Raw genomic sequence first — 19,823 nt, 5'->3', positions numbered from 1 at the left:
TTGGTAGTTTTGAAATGGTCCGAATTAAGCATTCACACAACACATGAAGCGGTCGAACCTATCTCAAATATATTGCATGAAGCTGGTGCAAGTGGGGTTGTGATAGAGGACCCGCTTGATTTAATTAAAGAACGTGAGAATGTGTACGGGGAAATCTACCAGCTCGACCCCAATGATTACCCAGATGAGGGTGTCATTGTCAAAGCATATCTGCCGGTTAACAGTTTTCTGGGCGAAACTGTAGACGGCATTAAAGAAACGATTAATAATCTCCTTCTTTACAATATTGATTTGGGCAGAAACCACATCACTATTTCTGAAGTAAATGAAGAAGAGTGGGCGACTGCCTGGAAAAAGTATTATCATCCTGTGAAAATTTCTGAAAAGTTTACAATTGTGCCGACGTGGGAGGAATATACGCCGGTCCATACTGATGAACTGATTATTGAAATGGACCCGGGAATGGCTTTCGGCACAGGGACACATCCGACAACCGTACTCTGCATTCAGGCGCTTGAACGCTTTGTGCAAAAGGGTGATAAGGTGATTGATGTCGGCACTGGTTCGGGAATTTTAAGTATTGCGGCTGCAATGCTTGAGGCTGAATCGGTTCATGCCTACGATCTTGATCCCGTGGCTGTAGAAAGTGCACGCCTCAATCTCAAGCTGAACAAAGTCAGCGATGTTGCTCAAGTGAAGCAAAACAATTTGTTAGACGGGATTGAAGGGGAACATGATGTGATTGTGGCCAACATTTTGGCTGAAGTCATTCTTCGCTTTACTTCACAATCGTACAGCCTGTTAAAAGAAGGCGGCCACTTTATTACGTCAGGAATCATCGGTCATAAAAAACAAGAAGTAAAAGAAGCACTGGAACAAGCTGGCTTTACCATTGTAGAAATCCTTTCAATGGAAGATTGGGTCAGCATTATTGCGAAAAAATAACAGTTAGTAGGTGTCACAGCGTATGCAACGATATTTTATCGAGCTCACGAAGCAGCAAATAGAGGAAGCGCCGGCTTTTTTGATTACTGGCGAAGATGTTCATCATATTGTGAACGTGATGAGAATGAATGAGGGAGACCAGATTATCTGCTGCTCTCAAGACGGCTTCGAGGCAAAATGTGAACTTCAATCTGTTTCCAAAGATAAAGTGTCCTGCCTTGTGATAGAATGGACGAATGAAAACAGAGAGCTTCCGATAAAGGTCTATATTGCGAGCGGCCTTCCGAAAGGAGATAAGCTTGAATGGATTATCCAAAAGGGGACTGAGCTCGGAGCTCATGCCTTTATTCCTTTCCAAGCCGCGCGTTCTGTTGTCAAGCTGGATGACAAAAAGGCAAAGAAAAAGCGGGAAAGATGGACGAAAATTGCGAAGGAAGCGGCTGAGCAATCGTACCGTAACGAAGTGCCGCGAGTGATGGATGTCCATTCTTTTCAGCAGCTTCTTCAAAGGATGCAGGATTTCGATAAATGTGTCGTTGCATACGAGGAGTCATCGAAGCAAGGGGAAATAAGCGCATTCAGCGCGATTGTAAGCAGCCTTCCGAAAGGATCATCTCTATTGATCGTATTTGGTCCCGAAGGCGGTTTAACAGAAGCGGAGGTTGAACGGCTCACAGAGCAAGACGGTGTGACGTGCGGCCTTGGACCGAGAATTTTAAGGACAGAAACCGCTCCGCTATACGCGTTGAGTGCGATTTCTTATCAAACAGAGTTATTAAGAGGTGATCAGTAATGGCAACTGTTGCTTTCCATACGCTTGGCTGTAAAGTCAACCATTATGAAACAGAAGCAATCTGGCAGCTTTTCAAAGAAGCGGGCTATGAAAGAAGAGACTTTGAACAAACAGCTGATGTATATGTCATTAATACATGTACGGTTACAAATACGGGAGATAAAAAAAGCCGCCAAGTGATCAGACGCGCCATTCGTCAAAATCCTGACGGTGTCATCTGTGTCACAGGCTGCTACGCGCAAACCTCACCTGCTGAGATTATGGCGATCCCCGGTGTCGACATTGTAGTTGGAACACAGGACCGTGAAAAAATGCTTGGCTACATTGACCAATACCGAGAAGAACGCCAGCCGATTAATGGCGTCAGCAACATCATGAAAGCAAGAGTATATGAAGAGCTTGATGTGCCTGCTTTCACGGACCGCACAAGAGCGTCATTGAAAATACAGGAGGGCTGCAATAATTTCTGCACATTCTGTATCATTCCGTGGGCGCGCGGCCTGCTCCGCTCCCGCGACCCTGAAGAAGTCATTAAACAAGCGCAGCAGCTTGTTGATGCCGGATATAAGGAAATTGTTCTTACGGGTATTCATACAGGCGGCTACGGCGAAGATATGAAAGATTACAACTTCGCGAAGCTTTTGAGCGAATTAGACACCCGTGTGGAAGGCGTGAAACGGATCAGAATTTCTTCAATCGAAGCCAGCCAAATCACTGACGAAGTGATCGAGGTCTTAGACCGCTCAGATAAGATAGTGAATCATTTGCATATTCCGATCCAATCCGGATCAAACACAGTGCTTAAACGGATGAGACGCAAATATACAATGGAATTCTTTGCAGACCGTTTAAATAAATTGAAAAAAGCACTGCCAGGCTTAGCTGTTACTTCTGATGTCATCGTCGGATTCCCTGGAGAAACAGAAGAAGAATTTATGGAAACCTATAACTTTATTAAAGAACATAAATTCTCTGAACTGCATGTTTTCCCTTACAGTAAACGTACAGGAACACCAGCTGCGCGAATGGAAGACCAAGTGGATGAAAACGTGAAAAACGAACGTGTGCACCGCCTGATTGCTCTTTCTGACCAGCTTGCAAAAGAATACGCTTCTCAGTATGAAAATGAAGTGCTTGAGATTATTCCTGAGGAAGCCTATAAAGAAACAGAAGAAGAGAACATGTTTGTCGGTTACACAGACAACTATATGAAGGTTGTTTTCAAAGGCACGGAAGATATGATCGGCAAAATCGTAAAAGTCAAAATCCTAAAAGCAGGTTATCCTTACAACGAAGGACAGTTTGTCCGTGTGGTTGAGGATGAAATAACTGAACACATGCGTTTGTCTTCTTAACCTAAAAAATCGGTGCATTAAAATGTACCGATTTTTTTATTTAGCCGGGATAAGAAGGTGAATCAATCGGTAAAACAAGTTTGTAAGCGGAAGAAATAAAAGAGCTGTCACCACATTAAATAAAAGGCTGAAATGCGCGATCTTTTGTGCGGGATCAGGTGATAACTGCTCTACAAAGCCGGTCGCTGCGGTCAGAAAAGGCAATACTAGAGCCACCCCTAGCACGTTAAATACCACATGGGCATATGCTGTCTGTTTCGCCGCATATCCGCCGGATACAGCAGCCATGACAGCTGTAATGCATGTCCCGATATTTGATCCGAGTACGACGCTCATCGCCTGTGTCAGTCCGATAATCCCTTCATTCATAAAACTCATCAAAATGCCGATACAGACAGAACTGGAGTGAATGATGGCAGTTAACACCATGCCGATGAGCAAAGCGGACCAGTTTGAATCGTTAACATGGTATAGAACGTCGGCGCCCGTTTTCAGCTTTGTCAGCGGCCCGGCAAGATGGCTGAATCCGCTGATGCAAAAGAAGATGATGCCCAGTCCAAGGAAGCTTGTTCCCAGCTGTTTCAAAGGATACCTGCCAGTCAGAAAAAACAATAAACCTCCTATTAAAAGAACCCAAATCACAATATCCATTTTGATAGCAATAAATTCAGTTGTAAAGGTAGACCCAACGTTTGTTCCGAGAATCATCGGTATCGTCCGCTTAAAAGAAAGCACACCCGCACTAACAAAGCCGATGACAATGACCATAAAGGCTGAACTGCTCTGAAGTATCCCCGTAAATACAATGCTGATAAGAAACGCTTTTAATGGATGGTCTGTAAATAAAAGCAAACGATCTTCAATTTTTGAGTACGCCATAGAAATTAAGCCTTTTCGAAGCATGTTCATGCCTGTGAGAAAGAATAATATAAGAGCAGTAAAGCTAATCAGAATTAACATCCTATTCACCAACCCCTTTCTATCATTATATAGACAGGCAGTCGCACTCATGACGGAAAAGTGAACTCACTTAGTTGACCTGACTGATGGCTTATATTATAATGTCAAAGTACATGTTTATATGTGTAACTTAAAGGTAGTCGATTGGTGTATTCGGAGGGAGGGAAAGAGAATGTCAAAAACGGTCGTTAGAAAAAACGAATCGCTTGAAGATGCTCTTCGTCGCTTCAAACGCAGTGTATCAAAGACAGGTACTTTGCAAGAAGCAAGAAAGCGTGAATTTTATGAAAAACCTAGCGTAAAGCGCAAGAAAAAGTCTGAAGCTGCTAGAAAACGCAAATTCTAAAAGAGGGTGGATTTATGAGTCTTCTTGAGCGTCTCAACCAGGATATGAAGCTGTATATGAAAAACCGTGAGAAAGACAAACTGACTGTCGTTCGAATGGTTAAGGCTTCACTTCAAAATGAAGCAATTAAGCTTAAGAAAGACAGTTTGACCGAGGATGAGGAACTCACTGTCCTTTCTCGTGAACTTAAGCAACGTAAAGACTCCCTCCAGGAATTTTCAAACGCTAATCGTTTAGATTTAGTAGATAAAGTTCAAAAAGAGCTGGACATTTTAGAAGTTTATTTACCTGAGCAGCTGTCAGAAGAAGAGCTGCGTACAATCGTAAATGAAACCATCGCGGAGGTCGGTGCGAGCTCAAAAGCGGACATGGGCAAAGTGATGGGGGCAATTATGCCTAAAGTAAAAGGTAAAGCTGACGGAAGTTTAATTAATAAGCTTGTGAGCAGTCAACTGTCTTAAATGGCAAAGAAAAGGACATCTTTCTAAGAGAGATGTCTTTTTTTATACATAAAAAAATGAAACCTTTGATACATTTGTTACGTATGAAGAGAAGGCACTTTATTATAAAGGAAGGAGGGATACACCGCCCTTGCTTCAAATCAAAGGATTCCGTGCTGCTCTTTTGGGTATATTTTTGCTTTCTTTATTAGGCGTACAGCTGAACGCAAAAGCAGAAAAACAAACTGTTTATGTGATCCCGGTTGAAAAAAATGTCGAACAGGGTCTCGCCTCGTTTTTGTCCCGTTCGTTACAAGATGCAAAGGATGCACATGCAGACCATATTATTCTCGATATCAATACCCCGGGGGGATTGGTCAAATCTGCTATTGATATGGCCGATTTGATAACCGAAAGCGAGATCCCCGTAACTGCATATGTCAACAAACGCGCGTTGTCTGCTGGTGCATATATTGCACTTCAAGCAGATCACATTTATATGGCGCCTGGCGGAAAAATGGGAGCCGCCGCGATTGTTGATGGCCAAGGCAATGCCGCTGACCAAAAAGCTCAATCACTTTGGCTGGCAGAGATGCAAGATTCCGCAGTGAAAAATAACCGCGATCCAAAATATGCGCTCGCAATGGCTGACCCAGATATAGATGCCAAGGAAGTTGGCGCGCCTAAGGGAGATCTGCTGACACTTAACGCAGACAAGGCGATTGAGGTAGGCTATTCAGAAGGCACTGCTGACAATTTCTCCACGCTCGTAAAGAAGCTTGGGTTCGAAAAGGCGCAGATCAGCTATGCAAAGGAGAGCTTTGCGGAAAAGACAGCAAGATGGCTGACGAATCCGGTCATTGTCCCTATTCTGCTGACAATCGCTTTTTTAGGTCTGACGGTAGAGCTTTTTTCCCCGGGTGTCGGCCTCCCTGGAACGGCTGGACTCATTGCGTTATTGCTGTTCTTTTACGGGCATCTTGCAGCCGGCCTTGCCGGGTATGAGACGGTTCTCCTCTTTATAGCAGGGGTGATTCTCATTCTGCTTGAGATTTTTCTTCCCGGAGGAATCATTGGATTACTGGGCTTGGGAGCGATTATTGCGAGCCTGTTTTTAGCCGCGGGGAGCTTCACTGTCATGGCGGTTTCTCTCTTGATCGCCTCAGCTGTTTCGATTACAGCTTTTATTTTACTGACAAGGGTGTTGGGAAAGCGTATGAAATTCTTTAAGAAATTGATATTAAATGATTCTACAAATACGGAGAGCGGCTACGTTTCAAATCAAACCCGCACGGACTTAATGGGAAAAGTGGGTATAACCTTTACACCGCTGCGTCCTTCCGGTACCGTCATTATTGATGATGAACGCCTTGACGTTGTTTCGGAGGGATCGTTTACAGAAAAAGATAAAAAAGTAAAAGTGATTAAAGTAGAAGGCTCACGCATTGTCGTGAGAGAAATTTAAATAGAAACGAGGAGAAGTTATATGGATCCGTCAACACTTATGATTCTGGCAATTGTCGCAGTAGCGATCATTGTTTTGGCAGTATTTTTTACATTTGTGCCTGTAATGCTTTGGATTTCAGCTTTAGCAGCCGGAGTGAAAATCAGCATTTTCACTCTAGTTGGGATGAGGCTTCGCCGTGTCATTCCGAATCGGGTTGTTAACCCGCTGATTAAAGCGCATAAAGCGGGACTGAATGTTGGAACAAACCAGCTTGAAAGCCACTACCTGGCTGGAGGTAATGTTGACAGAGTCGTCAACGCGCTGATCGCTGCTCAGCGAGCTAACATTGAACTCACATTCGAGCGCTGTGCTGCCATTGATCTTGCAGGCCGGGACGTGTTGGAAGCTGTTCAAATGAGCGTTAATCCTAAGGTGATTGAAACACCATTCATTGCCGGTGTTGCAATGGACGGGATTGAAGTGAAAGCGAAAGCGAGAATCACAGTAAGAGCGAATATCGAGCGCCTCGTTGGGGGAGCAGGGGAAGAAACCATTGTAGCTCGTGTAGGTGAGGGGATCGTTTCTACAATCGGTTCATCTGATAATCATAAAAAAGTGCTTGAAAACCCTGACATGATTTCTCAGACAGTCCTTGGAAAAGGATTGGACTCAGGAACTGCGTTTGAAATTCTCTCAATTGATATTGCAGATGTAGATATCGGCAAAAACATCGGGGCAATTTTACAAACCGATCAGGCCGAGGCTGATAAAAACATCGCGCAGGCAAAAGCGGAAGAACGACGTGCGATGGCTGTCGCTCAAGAACAGGAAATGCGTGCCCGCGTAGAAGAAATGCGCGCGAAAGTGGTAGAAGCCGAGGCGGAAGTGCCGCTTGCGATGGCAGAAGCTTTGCGTGAAGGGAATATTGGCGTCATGGATTACATGAATATCAAGAACATCGATGCTGACACAGAAATGCGTGATTCATTCGGCAAGCTGACGAAAGACCCTTCGGATGAAGACCGCAAATCATAATCTCTCTAAGAAGGGAGAACGCTGATGGAAGATTTACTGACCAATCCGCTTATTATTGCAGCGATCATCGGAATCATTTCTGCGATTTTCGGCAAAAAGAGCAAAGAAGAAAAGCAAAACAGCCAAAAAAGTAAAAAACCTCAACACATGCAATCTGCTTCTCCTCAAAAGAAGCAGTCAAAAGAAGATGCCCCTGCACCTATCCCTAACCGTATGGAACAGGCAAGACGGGAAGCGGAAGAAAGACGCAGGGAAACAGCAAGAAACCTGAAAGGGCTGGAACGAGATCTTGCTGCTGCCAAACAAAAAACAGTATACACAAAACAAAAAATGCTTCAGGTGAATAAAGACACCGTCGTACAGGGGATCGTTCTAGGAGAGGTGTTCGGACCTCCACGGGCGAAAAAACCTCACCGTACGATGCGCCCTGCCCGTAAAAATTAAAGTGTTAGAACCTCCTTTCAAATCATACATATGAGATGAAAGGGGGTTCTTTTTGTATGGGGCAAAGAAAGAATCGTATGAAAGCTTGGCTGACAAGAGCATTGGAAATTCCCCCGGACGTTATGATGGATCTGCCGAGGATTACAATGGTTGGCAGACTTCATATCTACATAGAAAACCACAGAGGCCTTTTGCTTTTCAGTGAGAATGAAGTGCGGCTGATGCTGAAGCAGGGCCAGTGCATCATATCTGGTAAAAATTTTGTCATCAAGGCGATTCTTCCGGAAGAGATACTTTTGGAGGGTACGATTGATGTCGTTCGATATGTTGAGTCATAAAGCCGAGGGGGAAATGTTGTGAAAAATAAATGGCTGTCTTTTTTTTCGGGTAAGGTCCAGCTTGAATTGACGGGAAGAGGGATTGAGCGGCTCCTTAATGAATGCACAAGACAGGGGATTCCGGTCTTTCATGTCAAAAAAAAGAAAGAAGCCGTATCGTTATATATACAGCTTCAGGATGTACATGCCTTTCGGCGGGTAAGAAGTAAATTTAAATGTAAAGCCCGATTTATCAATCGGAAGGGATTTCCCTTCCTGTTGCTGAAATCAAAGCTGAATATAGGGTTTACGATCGGTTTTGCGATTTTTTTCATTCTTTTGTTTTTGCTGTCCAATATGGTGTGGAAAATTGATGTGACAGGCGCTAAGCCTGAAACAGAACATCAAATGAGGCAGCATCTTAATGAAATCGGCGTCAAAAAGGGCCGTCTGCAGTTTTTAATGATGTCGCCCGAAAAAATACAGAAATCATTAACCAATGGAATAGACAATATCACTTGGGTCGGAGTTGATCTGAAGGGGACGACCATTCATATGAAAGTTGTGGAGAAAAATGAGCCCGAAAAAGAAAAATATGTTAGCCCGCGCAATATTGTCGCCAAAAAGAAAGCAACCATTACGAGAATGTTTGTGCAAAAAGGACAGCCCATGGCCGCCATACACGATCATGTTGAAAAGGGACAGCTGCTTGTTTCGGGACTGATCGGCAGCGAAGACCATCAGCAGGAAGTCGCCTCAAAAGCAGAAATTTACGGAGAAACCTGGTATAGATCAGAAGTGACAGTCCCGCTTGAAACATTATTTAACGTCTATACGGGCAAAGTAAGGACAAAGCACAAGCTTTCTTTTGGTTCTTTGGCAATCCCGATCTGGGGGATGACGTTTAAAAAAGAGGAATTGAAGCATCCAAAAACAGAACAAGAAAAGCATTCGCTTCATTTTCTCGGATTTAAGCTCCCTGTATCCTATGTCAAAGAGCAAACGAGAGAAAGTGAAGAGGCTTTGCGAAAATATACAAAAGAAGAAGCAGTTCAAGAAGGCATTAAATTGGGTAAACAGGATGTAGAGGATAAAATAGGCGAAAACGGCGAGGTGAAAAGTGAAAAAGTTTTGCACCAGACTGTTGAGAATGGTAAAGTAAAGTTGATTATTCTCTACCAAGTTATAGAAGATATCGTTCAAACCACACCTATTGTCAGGGAGACTGAAGAATGACAGAACATTTACTTGCGATGAATCAAAAACTGAAAAACCCGGACGAGGCGCTTTCACTCTTCGGGAACCAAGATTCTTTTTTGAAATTGATGGAGAAAGATCTGAATGTAAATATCATTACGCGCGGCGAGACGATTTATGTTTCAGGCGATGATGAATCGTTTCAGATTGCAGACAGGCTGCTGGGATCGCTCCTCGCTTTAATTCGCAAGGGGATAGAGATCTCTGAACGTGATGTGATTTACGCCATCAAAATGGCAAAGAAGAATGAACTTGAATACTTTGAAAGCATGTATGAAGAAGAAATTACAAAAAACGCAAAAGGCAAATCAATCCGTGTAAAAACAATGGGACAGCGGGAATACGTGGCCGCTATGAAGCGGAATGACCTTGTATTCGGCATTGGTCCGGCGGGAACCGGGAAAACGTACCTGGCTGTCGTAAAAGCAGTCCATGCTTTAAAAAACGGACATATCAAAAAAATCATTTTAACAAGACCTGCCGTGGAAGCCGGTGAAAGCCTTGGTTTTCTCCCAGGTGACCTAAAAGAAAAAGTAGATCCTTATTTGCGCCCGCTGTATGACGCTCTCCATGATGTGCTTGGGGCAGATCATACAGAACGTCTGATGGAAAGAGGCATCATTGAAATTGCTCCGCTCGCATATATGAGGGGGCGGACGCTCGATGATGCTTATGTTATACTTGATGAAGCACAGAATACCACGCCTGCTCAAATGAAAATGTTTTTGACGAGACTGGGTTTTGGCTCTAAAATGATCATTACAGGTGACGTCAGCCAAATTGATCTGCCGAAAGGCGTCAAATCGGGACTTGCAGTAGCGAAGGAGATGCTGAAAGGAATAGACGGCATTTCTATGATTGAGCTAGACCAGACAGACGTGGTCAGACATCCGCTTGTTGCGAAAATTATTGAAGCATACGATAAGCAAAATTAATGCTGAATGACCCGATCGCGCGTTATCGGGTCATTTTTATGATTGCTTATGGGCTTGATGTTTCAAGAGGAGGTTCTTGTGTTGAAAAAGAAGGCTAAGACCAAAAGCAGCTCGAAAAAATGGAGCAGTTTTAAAAATGCCCGCTCCATGCATGTACTGCTGTATCTTCTGCTGGCTGCCATTATGTTTGCTTTGCTTTTTGTACATGTTAAGCCGGAAACACTTGATTTAGACCTGTTTTCAGTCAGCGACAAGACCATTTACGCTCCGGCAACCGTAGAAGATCAAAAAGCCACAGAGGAAAAAAAGCAAGCCGCTGAGGACGCGGTTGAAGATCAATATACATTAAAAAAAGAATATACAGACAATCGGATTGACCTTGTGTCATCAATATTCGACAGTATTAGTGAAGTGAAAAAATCATCGGAAGAAGGCAGTAAATCACCATCGGAAAAATCAATGGTCAAATCTGTAAAGGACAAATTGACATCAGATGTGAATGATTCTATATCGGAGGATTCCATCAAGACATTGCTGAAAGCAGACAGTGAAGACTTTTCTTTTGTCAGAGATACGGTCATTACCGCAGTAAATACGGTCATGAGCAGTGAAATCCCCTCGGATAAACTATCTGATGCAAAGGATAAGGTAGAAAAAGAGCTAAAAAGCAATTCTATTCCTTCTAAATACTTGGGAGCTGCGACAGAAATCGGGCGTTTTGCTATTATTCCGAATTACGTCTTCGATCCGAAAGCAACAGAGGCAAAACGGCAGGAAGCCTCAGATAATGTCCAGCAGGTTCAAATCAAACAGGGGCAAGTGCTCGTGGAAGAAAATGACCTCATTGATCGGGAAGTGTACAGAAAACTTGAGCTGACCGGGTTATTAAATAACTCAAATCTCTTTAAACCGATCAGCGGGCTATTGATTATGATCGGACTTTTCATTGCAACACTTGTATATTATTTTGAAAAACAGAAACAAAATCTGAAGTTTAAAAACCAATCCATTCTGTTATTCTCCATAATCACAACACTTTTGCTTGTGATCATGGAGGTTGTCAGTTTGTTTCAGAAGATGGAGTATAATAATATCGGCTATCTGGTCCCCATTGCGGCCGGCGCCATCTTAATCAAACTGCTGATGAATGAACGCATTGCCATTTTGGGAAGTATCATTCTTGCGATTTGCGGAAGTATGATGTTTAATCAGGGTGTGACAGGAACATTCAATTATGTCATAGGGATTTATTATTTGATCAGCGGCATTTCAGGTGTATTATTTTTAGGAAAACACAATGCAAGATCAAAGATTTTGCAGACCGGACTTTTCGTGGCGTTTATTAATATGGTTGTCGTTCTATCCTTATTATTGATCCAGAACACTGCGCTGTCGGGTCTTGAAATCGGCACGTTAATGCTCATGGGGGTTGTGTCGGGGTTTGCTTCATCTGTATTGATCATCGGCCTGATGCCGTTTTTTGAGACGGGCTTTGGCATTTTATCCACCATGAGGCTGCTCGAGCTGTCTAATCCTAACCATCCGCTATTGCGCAAAATACTGACAGAAACACCAGGTACATATCATCACAGTGTAATGGTTGCCAATTTATCAGAGGCAGCCTGTGAAGCGGTTGGGGCTAATGGTTTGCTTGCAAGAGTCGGCGCATATTATCACGATCTCGGAAAAACAAAGCGCCCGCAATATTTTATTGAAAACCAAATGAATATTGACAATCCGCATGACAAGCTGTCACCTCAGTTGAGTAAAAATATTATTATCTCGCATACGACAGACGGTGCGAATATGCTGAGAAGCTATAAATTTCCGAAAGAGCTTGTCGATATTGCTGAGCAGCATCATGGAACCTCGCTTTTAAAGTTTTTTTACTATAAAGCGAAGGAAAAAGGCGACCAGATTACAGAGGAAGAGTTCCGTTATCCGGGGCCGAAGCCGCAGTCAAAGGAAGCCGCAATTATATCAGTGGCCGACAGTGTTGAAGCGGCCGTCAGATCCATGCATAATCCAAATCCTGAACGAATTGAAAAGCTTGTCCGGGGTATTATATCCGATAAGCTTCAGGACGGACAGTTCAGTGAATGCGATTTGACATTTAAAGAGCTGGATACAATCGCAAAAACGCTTTGTGCAACATTAAAAGGAATTTTCCACTCCCGGATTGAATATCCGGAGGCTACTAAGAAGGTGAAATAGATGAGTTTACTGATTGATATCGTTGATGAAACGGGAAGCGTCTCAGAAGAGATGCTCAAAGAAGTAGAAAATCTGCTTCAATTTGCCGCTGAGCGTGAAGGCGTTCAGGATCAGGCTGAAGTTTCTGTCACGATTGTTTCCAATGATGACATACATCAGATTAACAAAGAATACCGGGGAAAGGATGCTCCGACAGATGTCATCTCATTTGCTCTTGAAGAAGAGGGGGAAGGCGAGATCGAAATCGTGGGCGCCGAAATGCCTCCGGTTTTAGGTGATATTATCATCAGTGCCGATCGCACAAGAGAGCAGGCAGAGGAGTATAATCATTCTTTTAAAAGAGAGCTCGGATTTCTAGCTGTACACGGATTTCTGCACCTTTTAGGATATGACCATATGACGAAAGAGGAAGAAGAGGAGATGTTTACTAAGCAAAAGGAATTGCTGGACGCTTATGGACTCAAAAGATCATAGAAATGAGCTGAAGCGATTCTTCAAAAGCTTCGTGCATGCAGGCCGGGGCATCTGGGAAACAGCGCGGACGGAGCGGAATTTCCAATTTCATGCCGCAGCCGCCTGTGCTGTTCTCATTTGCGGCTTCCTTGTAGAGCTCAGCATGATTGAGTGGATGATTATATTCCTTTTGATAGGCGGTATGTTTTCGCTTGAGCTTTTAAATACAGCCATTGAACATACGGTTGATTTAATAACTGACAAACATCACCCTCTTGCTAAAGCGGCCAAGGACGCTGCCGCCGGGGCTGTTTGCGTTTTTGCCGTGATTTCGTGTATCATTGGTTTACTTATTTTTTTGCCAAAGCTGTAATGGCTGAAAATTCTTACATTTATTTTACATTTTTAGAAATGGGCGTGAAAAAAAGCGCGCGATTATGTAAAATATAAAGTGATAGCGGTACCATTATAGGTAAGAGAGGAATGTACACATGAACAGACAAGAATTAATAACAGAAGCTTTAAAAGCGCGTGATATGGCATATGCGCCGTATTCCAAATTCCAAGTAGGAGCCGCTCTTCTTACCAAGGATGGAAAAGTGTACAGAGGCTGCAACATTGAGAACGCGGCATACAGCATGTGCAATTGCGCCGAGCGTACCGCTTTATTTAAAGCTGTTTCTGAAGGGGATACAGAGTTTCAGATGCTGGCCGTTGCGGCTGACACCCCTGGACCGGTATCTCCGTGCGGAGCCTGCCGCCAGGTGATTTCTGAGCTTTGCACAAAAGACGTTATTGTCGTACTGACTAATTTACAAGGACAAATAAAAGAAATGACTGTGGAAGAATTATTGCCAGGCGCATTTTCATCGGAGGATTTACATGACGAACGAAAGCTTTAAATCAGGATTTGTATCCATTATTGGAAGACCAAACGTAGGAAAATCTACATTTTTGAACAGAGTCATTGGACAAAAAATCGCGATCATGAGCGATAAGCCCCAAACGACGAGAAACAAGGTGCAAGGAGTACTGACGACAGGCACATCACAAACCATTTTTATTGACACACCAGGGATTCATAAACCTAAGCATAAGCTTGGGGACTTTATGATGAAAGTGGCGCAAAATACATTAAAAGAAGTCGATTTGATCTTGTTTATGATCAATGCTGAGGAAGGCTACGGGAAGGGCGACGAATTCATCATTGAGAAATTGCAGACGATGTCTACACCTGTATTCTTAATCGTAAACAAAATCGATAAAATTCATCCCGACCAATTGCTTCTGCTAATTGACGAATACCGCAAACGTTATCCTTTTAAGGAAATTGTTCCGATTTCTGCTTTAGAAGGAAATAACATCGAAACCTTGCTCGCTCAGATTGAAGCGTATTTGCCGGAAGGGCCGCAATTCTATCCGAGTGACCAGGTAACTGACCACCCTGAGCGATTTATCATTTCTGAATTAATCAGGGAAAAGGTGCTGCATTTGACGAGAGAAGAAATCCCGCACAGCATTGCGGTGGCCATCGAATCCATCAAAGGGCAGGACAACGGTTCTGTGCACGTAGCGGCAACGATTGTGGTCGAGCGGGATTCCCAGAAAGGCATCGTGATCGGTAAAAAAGGAAGCCTTCTAAAAGAGGTTGGAAAAAGAGCGAGAGCGGATATTGAAGCACTGTTGGGCTCCCGTGTCTACCTTGAATTGTGGGTGAAAGTGCAGAAAGACTGGCGTAATAAAATGTCCCAGCTTCGCGATTTTGGCTTTAAAGAGGACGAATATTAATCTCTAGCTGTGTGTGTCATTATCTCACAGGAACAGGGATACATTAGCAAATTTTGTTTAACATGAAATGGAGGACATCTGGTCAAGATAAAGGTAAGAATTTGGAGTTTAGGTAAGCTAGTTTAACTACAGAAAGGTGGGTTTCTTGTGTTGAATTTTACCTGGAACGTATTTTCTCAAACAGGAAATGTTGATACGTATCTTCTTTTTAAAGAACTGGAAAAAGAGAACATGGAAAGACCCGAAGAACTAGAAGATGAGCTAGCCCGATTTGATTATCCAATTTTATAAACCTCTTGGCCGCTCCTGCTTGAGGAAGGTGCGGAAATGCTGACAAAATGTGAAGGAATCGTTCTTCGCACAAATGATTACGGAGAGACGAATAAAATCGTAACTTTACTGACAAGAGAACACGGAAAAATAGGTGTTATGGCACGAGGCGCCAAAAAACCGAACAGCCGTTTATCAGCAGTCAGCCAGCCCTTTTTGTATGGTTCTTTCTTAATGCAAAAAACATCGGGCCTAGGAACGCTTCAGCAGGGGGAAATGATCCTCAGCATGAGAGGCATCAGGGAAGACTTGTTTTTAACAGCATATGCTGCCTATATTGCTGAGTTAGTCGACAGAGGCACAGAAGAAAAAAAGCCAAATCCTTATTTATTTGAATTCATATTAGAGTCATTAAAACAGCTAAATGAAGGAACAGATCCGGATGTTATCACCTTCATTGTTCAAATGAAGATGCTCGGTGTCATGGGCCTGTATCCTGAGCTAAATCATTGTGTACATTGTAAAAGCCAAGACGGAACCTTTCATTTCTCTGTTCGTGATAATGGTTTTATATGCCACCGCTGTTTTGAAAAAGATCCTTACAGGATACCGATCAAACCGCAAACGGCAAGGCTGTTAAGACTCTTTTACTATTTTGATCTGTCGAGACTCGGCAATGTGTCCTTAAAAGAGGAAACAAAAGCTGAATTAAAGCAAGTGATTGATTTATATTACGAAGAATATTCGGGATTGTATTTAAAATCAAAGCGCTTTTTAGATCAAATGGAAAGCATGAAACATTTTATGGGTGAAAACAAAAGTTGACTTTTGGTCCATCTTTTTATATGATCATTTATTATAAAATATGTTGCAGTGAGAGAAAGAAGTACTTGCGTTTACCTCATGAAAGCGACCTTAGGGCGGTGTAAGCTAAGGATGAGCACGCAACGAAAGGCATTCTTGAGCAATTTTAAAAAAGAGGCTGGGATTTTGTTCTCAGCAACTAGGGTGGAACCGCGGGAGAACTCTCGTCCCTATGTTTGCGGCTGGCAAGCATAGAGACGGGAGTTTTTTGGTTGCTGCCGCAGTCAACTTATGAAAGAAAAGTGGAGGTGCTTGAAATGAATATTCAAGACATGATTCTAACCTTGCAAAAGCATTGGTCCAGTCAGGGCTGTGTGCTTATGCAGGCTTACGATGTAGAAAAAGGAGCCGGCACGATGAGCCCGTATACATTTTTGCGCAGTATCGGTCCTGAGCCGTGGAAAGTGGCTTATGTAGAGCCTTCCAGACGTCCGGCAGACGGCCGCTACGGGGAGAACCCGAACAGACTGTATCAGCATCATCAGTTCCAGGTCATTATTAAACCGTCACCTGATAACATTCAAGAGCTGTATTTGGATTCCTTGCGTGCTCTTGGAATTGATCCGCTTGAGCACGATATTCGCTTTGTTGAAGACAACTGGGAGAATCCGTCTTTAGGCTGCGCGGGTCTAGGCTGGGAAGTTTGGCTTGACGGAATGGAAATAACACAATTTACGTATTTCCAGCAGGTCGGGGGATTAGAGTGTAAACCCGTTTCTGTAGAGATTACGTATGGAATTGAGCGTCTCGCGTCTTATATCCAGGATAAAGAAAACGTGTTTGACTTGGAATGGACGTCAGGGTTTACAGTAAAAGATTTATTCATGATGGCTGAATATGAGCATTCTGTTTATACGTTTGAAACATCAGACGTCGATATGCTGTTCCAATTGTTCAGCACATATGAAAAAGAAGCGATCAAGCAAATGGACAACGGACTTGTTCATCCAGCATATGACTATGTGCTGAAATGCTCGCACACTTTCAACCTGCTTGATGCCAAAGGTGCGATCTCTGTTACCGAGCGGACGGGCTATATCGCAAGAGTGCGGAATTTAGCTAGAAAAGTAGCAAAAACCTACTATGAGGAACGAGAAAAACTAGGGTTCCCAATGCTTAAAGGGGAGGGTTCTTCTCATGAGTAAACAGGATTTACTTTTAGAGATCGGATTAGAGGAAATGCCGGCGCGCTTTTTGAATGAAAGCATGGTTCAGCTTGGCGACAAGCTGACAGGCTGGCTTAAAGAAAAAAACATTACTCACGGTGAAGTGAAACTCTTCAATACACCGAGACGTCTTGCTGTGTTCGTTAAGGATGTCGCAGAAAAGCAGGATGATATAAAAGAAGAAGCAAAAGGGCCTGCGAAAAAAATTGCCCTTGATGCGGACGGGAACTGGACAAAAGCGGCAATCGGCTTTTCAAAAGGCCAAGGCGCAAATGTGGAAGACCTGTACATCAAAGAAGTAAAAGGCATAGAGTATGTATTCGTGCAAAAATTCCAAGCCGGCCAAGAAACGAAGTCGCTTCTGCCAGAATTGAGCGGTTTAATTACAAGCTTGCATTTCCCGAAAAACATGCGCTGGGGAAATGAAGATTTGCGTTATATCCGACCGATCAAATGGATTGTCGCATTATTTGGACAGGATGTCATTCCATTTTCGATCACAAACGTTGAGTCTGGACGGACAACACAGGGACACCGTTTCCTCGGACATGAAGTGTCAATTGAATCACCTTCAGCTTATGAAGAGCAGCTGAAAGAACAGCATGTTATTGCTGATCCTAGCGTCCGAAAGCAAATGATTCAATCTCAGCTGGAAACAATGGCTGCTGAAAACAATTGGAGCATTCCAGTTGACGAAGACCTTCTTGATGAAGTGAATCATTTAGTAGAATACCCGACAGCTCTTTACGGTTCATTTGAATCCGAGTTTCTGTCAATTCCTGAAGAAGTGCTTGTCACAACAATGAAAGAGCATCAGCGCTACTTCCCTGTCAAAGACAAAAACGGTGACCTGCTGCCTCACTTTATCACAGTCCGAAACGGCAACAGCCACGCGATTGAAAATGTGGCCCGAGGCAATGAAAAAGTGCTGCGCGCACGTTTATCTGATGCTTCATTCTTCTACAAAGAAGATCAGAAACTAAACATTGATGCAAATGTGAAGAAGCTTGAAAATATCGTTTTCCATGAAGAGCTTGGTTCTCTTGCTGATAAGGTTAGGAGAGTCACATCAATCGCAGAGAAACTTGCCGTTCGTCTTCAGGCTGATGAAGATACATTAAAACATGTGAAGCGGGCTGCTGAAATTTCTAAATTCGACCTTGTGACGCATATGATATATGAATTCCCTGAACTTCAAGGAATTATGGGCGAAAAGTATGCGAGAATGCTTGGCGAAGATGAAGCTGTGGCTGCGGCAGTTAATGAACATTATATGCCTAGATCAGCGGGCGGAGAAACGCCTTCTACTTTCACCGGAGCTGTTGTAGCAATGGCGGATAAGCTTGACACAATCGCTTCATTCTTCTCTATCGGCGTAATTCCGACCGGTTCCCAGGACCCTTACGGACTGCGCCGCCAAGCAAGCGGTATTGTTGCGATTCTTCTTGACCGCAACTGGGGAATTTCATTTGAAGAGCTGCTTACTTTCGTTCAAACCGATAAAGAAAATGAACTGCTGGATTTCTTCACTCAGCGCTTGAAATATGTCTTGAATGCTGAACAAATCAGACATGATGTCATTGACGCCGTGCTGGAAAGCTCTGAGCTTGAGCCGTACTCTGCGCTGCATAAAGCACAAGTACTGGAGCAAAAGCTTGGTGCACCTGGCTTTAAGGAAACAGCCGAAGCGTTAGGCCGAGTGATCTCTATCAGCAAAAAAGGAGTCCGCGGAGACATTCAGCCTGATCTGTTTGAAAATGAATACGAAGCAAAACTGTTTGATGCCTACCAAACAGCGAAGCAAAATCTGCAGGAAAACTTCAGCAAAAAAGATTATGAGGCGGCGCTTGCTTCACTTGCAGCCTTAAAAGAACCGATCGATGCTTACTTCGATCATACAATGGTTATAGCGGATAATGAGTCATTAAAGGCAAATCGTTTAGCGCAAATGGTAAGCTTGGCGGATGAGATCAAGTCCTTTGCGAATATGAATGCCCTTATTGTAAAATAAAGAGAGAAAAGGCGGTTGCTGTGTGATCGGTAATCGTCTTTTCCCCATTTATAAGTTTTTTGTTTGATTACAAGATATTTACGTTATAATATGGATTATTATTTCTTTACATAGCTATGAAGTGAAAAGGTGGTGAGTACGATCGAACTAAATAAACGGCAAGAACATATTTTGCAGATTGTAAAAGAAAACGGGCCGATTACAGGGGAGCATATTGCAGAAAAGCTGAACCTAACCAGGGCCACATTGCGCCCGGATTTAGCCATACTCACCATGTCAGGATTCCTCGAGGCGCGCCCGAGAGTCGGTTATTTCTATACGGGAAAAACCGGCACACAGCTTTTGGCGGATAAACTCAAAAAGCTTCAGGTGAAAGACTTTCAATCTATCCCCGTAGTGATTCACGAAAACGTTTCTGTGTACGATGCGATTTGCACCATGTTTTTAGAAGATGTAGGTACTCTGTTTGTGGTGGACCGCGATGCTGTTTTAGTCGGGGTGCTTTCACGAAAAGACTTGCTCAGAGCGAGCATTGGCCAGCAGGAGCTTACATCGGTCCCTGTTCACATCATCATGACAAGGATGCCGAACATTACGGTGTGCAGACGCGAGGATTATGTGATGGACATAGCAAAGCACTTAATAGAAAAACAAATTGATGCACTGCCTGTCATCAAAGACACCGATAAAGGCTTTGAAGTGATCGGCAGAGTGACAAAAACAAATATGACCAAAATACTTGTCAGTTTATCTGAAAATGAAATCCTATAAGATTGCAAACTA

22 protein-coding genes are annotated in these 19,823 nt (G+C 43.3%); 21 read left to right on the top strand and 1 reads right to left on the bottom strand.

Annotated features, from left to right (window positions below; translation table 11 throughout):
• Positions 1-9: 9 nt before the first annotated feature.
• From prmA to mtaB, 3 genes are read left to right on the top strand one after another with little or no spacing between them, the layout of a single operon-like run.
• Positions 10-945, top strand: a complete 936-nt coding sequence (gene prmA, locus MKX71_RS12685; RefSeq protein WP_220396769.1) for a 50S ribosomal protein L11 methyltransferase — start codon at positions 10-12, stop codon at positions 943-945.
• Positions 946-967: 22 nt separating this feature from the next.
• On the top strand, positions 968-1,738 hold the full coding sequence (locus MKX71_RS12680; protein WP_024572268.1) for a 16S rRNA (uracil(1498)-N(3))-methyltransferase: 771 nt from the start codon (positions 968-970) through the stop codon (positions 1,736-1,738).
• A complete protein-coding gene (mtaB, locus tag MKX71_RS12675) occupies positions 1,738-3,093 on the top strand; it encodes a tRNA (N(6)-L-threonylcarbamoyladenosine(37)-C(2))-methylthiotransferase MtaB (protein ID WP_014114458.1) in 1,356 nt (451 codons plus the stop codon). The genes MKX71_RS12680 and mtaB overlap by 1 nt, the downstream gene beginning before the upstream one ends.
• A 36-nt stretch (positions 3,094-3,129) precedes the next feature.
• On the opposite strand, the gene MKX71_RS12670 is transcribed toward mtaB, so the two are convergent.
• Positions 3,130-4,053, bottom strand: coding sequence for a Na/Pi symporter (locus MKX71_RS12670; RefSeq protein WP_326132250.1), 924 nt, complete (start codon positions 4,051-4,053; stop codon positions 3,130-3,132).
• Positions 4,054-4,225: 172 nt separating this feature from the next.
• On the opposite strand from MKX71_RS12670, the gene rpsU reads away from it, so the two are divergent.
• The 18 genes from rpsU (at position 4,226) to ccpN (ending at position 19,811) form a co-directional block, all read left to right on the top strand.
• Positions 4,226-4,399: a 30S ribosomal protein S21 gene (gene rpsU, locus MKX71_RS12665; RefSeq protein WP_003152957.1), complete on the top strand. Its 174-nt coding sequence runs from the start codon at positions 4,226-4,228 to the stop codon at positions 4,397-4,399.
• A gap of 14 nt (positions 4,400-4,413) precedes the next feature.
• Positions 4,414-4,860, top strand: coding sequence for a GatB/YqeY domain-containing protein (locus MKX71_RS12660; protein WP_003230022.1), 447 nt, complete (start codon positions 4,414-4,416; stop codon positions 4,858-4,860).
• A 130-nt stretch (positions 4,861-4,990) separates the two neighbouring features.
• The gene (locus MKX71_RS12655) at positions 4,991-6,304 is read left to right on the top strand and encodes a nodulation protein NfeD (RefSeq protein WP_339231177.1); all 1,314 of its coding nucleotides are present in this window, start codon (positions 4,991-4,993) and stop codon (positions 6,302-6,304) included.
• A gap of 21 nt (positions 6,305-6,325) precedes the next feature.
• A complete protein-coding gene (gene floA, locus MKX71_RS12650) occupies positions 6,326-7,321 on the top strand; it encodes a flotillin-like protein FloA (protein WP_003230026.1) in 996 nt (331 codons plus the stop codon).
• Positions 7,322-7,345: 24 nt separating this feature from the next.
• Entirely contained in the window at positions 7,346-7,765 is a 420-nt protein-coding gene (locus MKX71_RS12645) for a hypothetical protein (RefSeq protein ID WP_032722132.1), read from the top strand.
• 56 nt (positions 7,766-7,821) lie between these two features.
• A complete protein-coding gene (gene yqfC, locus MKX71_RS12640) occupies positions 7,822-8,103 on the top strand; it encodes a sporulation protein YqfC (RefSeq protein ID WP_003226191.1) in 282 nt (93 codons plus the stop codon).
• 18 nt (positions 8,104-8,121) lie between these two features.
• Positions 8,122-9,318 carry a sporulation protein YqfD gene (gene yqfD, locus MKX71_RS12635; RefSeq protein WP_003230033.1) on the top strand — a complete coding sequence of 399 codons (1,197 nt, stop codon included), beginning with the start codon at positions 8,122-8,124 and terminating at the stop codon, positions 9,316-9,318.
• Entirely contained in the window at positions 9,315-10,274 is a 960-nt protein-coding gene (locus MKX71_RS12630; RefSeq protein ID WP_014477373.1) for a PhoH family protein, read from the top strand. Before yqfD ends, MKX71_RS12630 begins: the two co-directional genes overlap by 4 nt.
• A 78-nt stretch (positions 10,275-10,352) precedes the next feature.
• Complete coding sequence (pgpH, locus tag MKX71_RS12625; protein WP_010886570.1) at positions 10,353-12,488, top strand: cyclic-di-AMP phosphodiesterase PgpH; 2,136 nt, start codon at positions 10,353-10,355, stop codon at positions 12,486-12,488.
• On the top strand, positions 12,489-12,962 hold the full coding sequence (gene ybeY, locus MKX71_RS12620) for an rRNA maturation RNase YbeY (RefSeq protein WP_003230039.1): 474 nt from the start codon (positions 12,489-12,491) through the stop codon (positions 12,960-12,962).
• Positions 12,943-13,314 carry a diacylglycerol kinase family protein gene (locus MKX71_RS12615; RefSeq protein WP_015384119.1) on the top strand — a complete coding sequence of 124 codons (372 nt, stop codon included), beginning with the start codon at positions 12,943-12,945 and terminating at the stop codon, positions 13,312-13,314. The genes ybeY and MKX71_RS12615 overlap by 20 nt, the downstream gene beginning before the upstream one ends.
• Before the next feature lie 118 nt (positions 13,315-13,432).
• Positions 13,433-13,843 carry a cytidine deaminase gene (locus MKX71_RS12610; RefSeq protein ID WP_003230049.1) on the top strand — a complete coding sequence of 137 codons (411 nt, stop codon included), beginning with the start codon at positions 13,433-13,435 and terminating at the stop codon, positions 13,841-13,843.
• Positions 13,824-14,729 carry a GTPase Era gene (gene era / locus MKX71_RS12605; protein WP_003230051.1) on the top strand — a complete coding sequence of 302 codons (906 nt, stop codon included), beginning with the start codon at positions 13,824-13,826 and terminating at the stop codon, positions 14,727-14,729. Before MKX71_RS12610 ends, era begins: the two co-directional genes overlap by 20 nt.
• 147 nt (positions 14,730-14,876) lie before the next feature.
• Positions 14,877-15,020 (top strand): YqzL family protein, encoded by a 144-nt coding sequence (locus tag MKX71_RS12600; protein WP_003230053.1) that lies wholly within the window; start codon positions 14,877-14,879, stop codon positions 15,018-15,020.
• A gap of 36 nt (positions 15,021-15,056) precedes the next feature.
• Positions 15,057-15,824: a DNA repair protein RecO gene (recO, locus tag MKX71_RS12595; protein ID WP_041850024.1), complete on the top strand. Its 768-nt coding sequence runs from the start codon at positions 15,057-15,059 to the stop codon at positions 15,822-15,824.
• Between the two features lie 296 nt (positions 15,825-16,120).
• A complete protein-coding gene (gene glyQ / locus MKX71_RS12590) occupies positions 16,121-17,008 on the top strand; it encodes a glycine--tRNA ligase subunit alpha (protein WP_003226213.1) in 888 nt (295 codons plus the stop codon).
• Positions 17,001-19,040, top strand: a complete 2,040-nt coding sequence (gene glyS, locus MKX71_RS12585; RefSeq protein WP_032722129.1) for a glycine--tRNA ligase subunit beta — start codon at positions 17,001-17,003, stop codon at positions 19,038-19,040. The genes glyQ and glyS overlap by 8 nt, the downstream gene beginning before the upstream one ends.
• A gap of 132 nt (positions 19,041-19,172) precedes the next feature.
• Positions 19,173-19,811, top strand: coding sequence for a transcriptional regulator CcpN (gene ccpN / locus MKX71_RS12580; protein WP_003237058.1), 639 nt, complete (start codon positions 19,173-19,175; stop codon positions 19,809-19,811).
• Positions 19,812-19,823: the final 12 nt, after the last annotated feature.

Source organism: Bacillus sp. FSL M8-0071 (genome assembly GCF_037975455.1).
In the GTDB taxonomy this organism is placed as follows: Bacteria; Bacillota; Bacilli; order Bacillales; family Bacillaceae; genus Bacillus; species Bacillus subtilis.
Note: the sequence above shows the minus strand (reverse complement) of the source record. Positions and strands in the feature narration are given on the sequence as shown.

What these genes read in the sequence shown, in the direction of transcription:
- MKX71_RS12680 (WP_024572268.1), top strand. Translation starts at nt 968, where the DNA reads ATGCAACGATATTTTATCGAGCTCACGAAGCAGCAAATAGAGGAAGCG.
- mtaB (WP_014114458.1), top strand. Translation starts at nt 1,738, where the DNA reads ATGGCAACTGTTGCTTTCCATACGCTTGGCTGTAAAGTCAACCATTAT.
- MKX71_RS12670 (WP_326132250.1), bottom strand. Translation starts at nt 4,053, where the DNA reads ATGTTAATTCTGATTAGCTTTACTGCTCTTATATTATTCTTTCTCACA.
- rpsU (WP_003152957.1), top strand. Translation starts at nt 4,226, where the DNA reads ATGTCAAAAACGGTCGTTAGAAAAAACGAATCGCTTGAAGATGCTCTT.
- MKX71_RS12660 (WP_003230022.1), top strand. Translation starts at nt 4,414, where the DNA reads ATGAGTCTTCTTGAGCGTCTCAACCAGGATATGAAGCTGTATATGAAA.
- floA (WP_003230026.1), top strand. Translation starts at nt 6,326, where the DNA reads ATGGATCCGTCAACACTTATGATTCTGGCAATTGTCGCAGTAGCGATC.
- MKX71_RS12645 (WP_032722132.1), top strand. Translation starts at nt 7,346, where the DNA reads ATGGAAGATTTACTGACCAATCCGCTTATTATTGCAGCGATCATCGGA.
- yqfC (WP_003226191.1), top strand. Translation starts at nt 7,822, where the DNA reads ATGGGGCAAAGAAAGAATCGTATGAAAGCTTGGCTGACAAGAGCATTG.
- MKX71_RS12630 (WP_014477373.1), top strand. Translation starts at nt 9,315, where the DNA reads ATGACAGAACATTTACTTGCGATGAATCAAAAACTGAAAAACCCGGAC.
- ybeY (WP_003230039.1), top strand. Translation starts at nt 12,489, where the DNA reads ATGAGTTTACTGATTGATATCGTTGATGAAACGGGAAGCGTCTCAGAA.
- MKX71_RS12615 (WP_015384119.1), top strand. Translation starts at nt 12,943, where the DNA reads ATGGACTCAAAAGATCATAGAAATGAGCTGAAGCGATTCTTCAAAAGC.
- MKX71_RS12610 (WP_003230049.1), top strand. Translation starts at nt 13,433, where the DNA reads ATGAACAGACAAGAATTAATAACAGAAGCTTTAAAAGCGCGTGATATG.
- era (WP_003230051.1), top strand. Translation starts at nt 13,824, where the DNA reads ATGACGAACGAAAGCTTTAAATCAGGATTTGTATCCATTATTGGAAGA.
- recO (WP_041850024.1), top strand. Translation starts at nt 15,057, where the DNA reads ATGCTGACAAAATGTGAAGGAATCGTTCTTCGCACAAATGATTACGGA.
- glyQ (WP_003226213.1), top strand. Translation starts at nt 16,121, where the DNA reads ATGAATATTCAAGACATGATTCTAACCTTGCAAAAGCATTGGTCCAGT.
- glyS (WP_032722129.1), top strand. Translation starts at nt 17,001, where the DNA reads ATGAGTAAACAGGATTTACTTTTAGAGATCGGATTAGAGGAAATGCCG.